The sequence below is a fragment of the Okeania sp. SIO3I5 genome (assembly GCF_010672085.1).
Taxonomy (GTDB): domain Bacteria; phylum Cyanobacteriota; class Cyanobacteriia; order Cyanobacteriales; family Microcoleaceae; genus Trichodesmium.
This window is the reverse complement of sequence record NZ_JAAHHT010000465.1, coordinates 1-2,856: the sequence shown is the minus strand read 5'-3', so window position 1 is coordinate 2,856 and position 2,856 is coordinate 1. Positions and strand designations below refer to the sequence as shown.

At 41.6% G+C, this 2,856-nt stretch carries 3 protein-coding genes and 2 pseudogenes; 1 reads left to right on the top strand and 4 read right to left on the bottom strand.

The window, feature by feature from the left end:
- Positions 1-174: 174 nt before the first annotated feature.
- From F6K40_RS41235 to F6K40_RS39665, 4 genes and pseudogenes are all read right to left on the bottom strand, one after another.
- The gene (locus F6K40_RS41235) at positions 175-435 is read right to left on the bottom strand and encodes a hypothetical protein (RefSeq protein ID WP_365674400.1); all 261 of its coding nucleotides are present in this window, start codon (positions 433-435) and stop codon (positions 175-177) included.
- A 35-nt stretch (positions 436-470) separates the two neighbouring features.
- The gene (locus F6K40_RS39675; RefSeq protein ID WP_293145657.1) at positions 471-665 is read right to left on the bottom strand and encodes a hypothetical protein; all 195 of its coding nucleotides are present in this window, start codon (positions 663-665) and stop codon (positions 471-473) included.
- A gap of 19 nt (positions 666-684) precedes the next feature.
- Positions 685-921, bottom strand: a pseudogene (locus F6K40_RS39670) (transposase); the annotation flags it as partial.
- Between the two features lie 401 nt (positions 922-1,322).
- Positions 1,323-1,781, bottom strand: coding sequence for a helix-turn-helix domain-containing protein (locus F6K40_RS39665; RefSeq protein ID WP_293145654.1), 459 nt, complete (start codon positions 1,779-1,781; stop codon positions 1,323-1,325).
- 810 nt (positions 1,782-2,591) lie between these two features.
- On the opposite strand from F6K40_RS39665, the pseudogene F6K40_RS39660 reads away from it, so the two are divergent.
- Positions 2,592-2,856 (top strand): annotated as a pseudogene (locus F6K40_RS39660) (hypothetical protein); the annotation flags it as partial.

Sequence of the window (2,856 nt, the reverse complement as noted above, 5' to 3'; positions counted from 1 at the left end):
TTATATAGAATCCGGGTAATTAGTTATCGTATTACTGAGGAGTAATGAGTAATGAGTAATGAGTAATGAGTAATGAGTAATGAGTAAGGAGTAAGGAGTAAGGAGTAAGGAGTAATATCAAATCCAGTTGAATACAAGAGTGTATTGTTGGGGGAGATGGTCCGATTGTCCGATTTAATAATGAACATATACTATATAACCGGATTCTATATTAGGGGGGATGGAGAGCGCGGGATTCTTCAGCCAGATAAGCCCTGACCGCAGTTTTAACAGAAGTGATGTCCTCCTCCTGTGTTGACAACAATCCAACCCACCCCCATCCCCTCCCGGGAGGGGAGCTAGAGGGGTGGGTGAGTTATAGTCCCTATCTAACTCTTGACCACATTTAGGGCATGAATGCCAGCGCTCTGATAAGCTTTTAGATACTTTATTCAAACATTCCCAACAATACTGAGACGTACCTTTTGGATCTACGCGTGATAATTCTCTTGCCTAACTTCCAGGCAACATACTCTAGAAATCAAGAAATTGATAGTAGCTGCATCTTGCAAAGACTTATTTAGTCCTGACTTAGATGATTGACCATTTGGTAAGAATTGACCATTATCACCTAATTTAGCTTTGCAACGTCGGAGTAAAGAAGCTATTTGTAGGTCTTTTAACAATATCACCTGACAATCACGCTCACAAATGATAAGCCAGTTTGAATTGCCAGTCTAAACGAAGTCTTGCTATCAACTGATGCACTCCCGCTATTTTACGTTTAAGAATATTCCAAGGCTTTGAATGTTTTTGTCTGTTAGCTAATCTTGCTTGAAGTTGAGACAGCCGATGTTCAGAGTGCCTAAAAAACTTACGCACTTCTATAAACTCACCATCAGATGTAACAGCATAGTGCAATAATCCCAAATCAATACATGCATGAGTTTTCTCGACTTGGGTTGAATTTCTACAACCTCGCGAGGTACAGCCTTATCTTCTATCGTGAAGCTAATATACCATCCGGAGAGCTTCACGGATTACTGTACCTGTCTTAACCTTGAAACCTTCTGGTATTGGGCGATTATAGACAAAGGGGACTTGCGCCAATCTTTGGTAGATTGACACAAAAGCGACCGTTAGCATTTTTGATATGGGTTGGTGTTTGATAACTGGGGATAACTAAAAGAATTATAGTAATGCTTTCCCTTGAATTTAGGTGTACCACTGGTTTTACCGTTTTGCTCAGGTAAAGCACAAGTTATCCATCGTAGTTTGTACACGCGCTCATAACATCTTGCAATACCTGAGAGTGCATGGACTTGTATTCAGGGAAGAGTTTTTTAGTTTGTGCGTGCGTTGGCTAACTGTACTATTTCCCAAGCTACATAACCATTGATTATGTTGGGATGTTTGTTACCTTTTCTAGTTATCGAATTACCAAAAATGTCCTTTTTTCTACCCCATAAGGGTTTGTATCCTAAACTCTGGAATGTGCGTGGTAAATTCGTTGTACGGACGTTCGCATTTTCGTTACCGCCCAACTCAACAAAAATGCGTTTCATGTCGCGCAACGTTAACGTTTGCGGAGCATTCCGTAGGAAAGTTGTGCGCCAGCTAAACGTCCCTACTACTGAAACATTAAGAGGACAAGGGTTAAGTAGTGTGCGCGTTGCTTCAAACCAGTTTAGCTGAAAGGCTAAACGGTAATTATATTGCTGCCTCGCCATGGACAACCAATTAGATATAATCACCCCTTGGGTTTTGTGTGGTTTGAGCTTGTACTTATATTTCAGTAGCATGGCAGAATCTACCAGGATTTCTCAAAAAGCTATCATAATGGCTGTGTTAGAAATTGTCAATAGCTATAGCAAAAAGACCATAGGAAAACCTCACACTCTAGCCCTGCTCTCCCATACGACGCTCCCCTAATAGCTGCCGCACTTGCGGGAGCCAACGGGAGAGCGCGGGACAACAGCCGGGGGAGTTAAAACTTCTGACTTCTGACTTCTGACTTCTGACTTACCGAAATAATTAGATAATTCAGGTTTAAAGCCTCCCCTTTCAAGGAGACAAAAGAAAAAAATTTCCTTTTAACCAATCCTGTTCTTTTTGACATACTCCCGACGTTGCCCTTTGGCGAAAAAATACGGATTCTTCAGTCTGGGAAACCCTGACCGCTGCGCATGACAGAGGTGATGTCCTCCCCCTGTGTTGACATTGATAATAACAAAATGCTCCTAGCTTGTGTCTTGGGCATATGAACGTTTAGCTTATGAAAGTATCCGAATCCTGGCCTTGGCTTTCATCCCGACGCTCCCCCTCCCCCCTATGCACGGGGGGTTAGGGGGGATGGAGAGCGCGGGACTTCCCGCCAGGAAAGTTAAGAAGAGATAATTATTAATTGTTAATTATTAATTATTGAACTCCACTATACAATACCGATGCTACCGGACATGATATGACTCCTACCCTAACCACCCATACTTTATTCAGCAAATTCTCTTGTTGACAAAACTAATAATAAGTGTTTATACTTCTTTTTAGATAACACAAATGATGTTATCTTTTTTCAAACACCTAACTATTGGTCAACAGTTAAGGAGGAAATTATGCGTACTAGAGAAGCGTCTTTTTTATTAGGTATCTCTCGTCAACGTTTATTAGTCTTACTCGCTCAAGGAAGAGTCAAAGGAGCCGACAAAAAAGGCAGATTCTGGGAAATTCCAGTATCTAAAAGTGGTATGCCCGTAATAATTCCCGCTCGGCGCGGTCCGAAAGGTATCTGGCACAAGCAAGAAACCAAGGTACCTCAAATGATTCACGTTAATCAACACAACATTAGAGATAATATAGGTAAGCCTCCAGAGGAAATGC

Coding starts and splice junctions, on each gene's coding strand:
- F6K40_RS39665 (WP_293145654.1), bottom strand. CDS start 1,781: ATGCTACTGAAATATAAGTACAAGCTCAAACCACACAAAACCCAAGGG.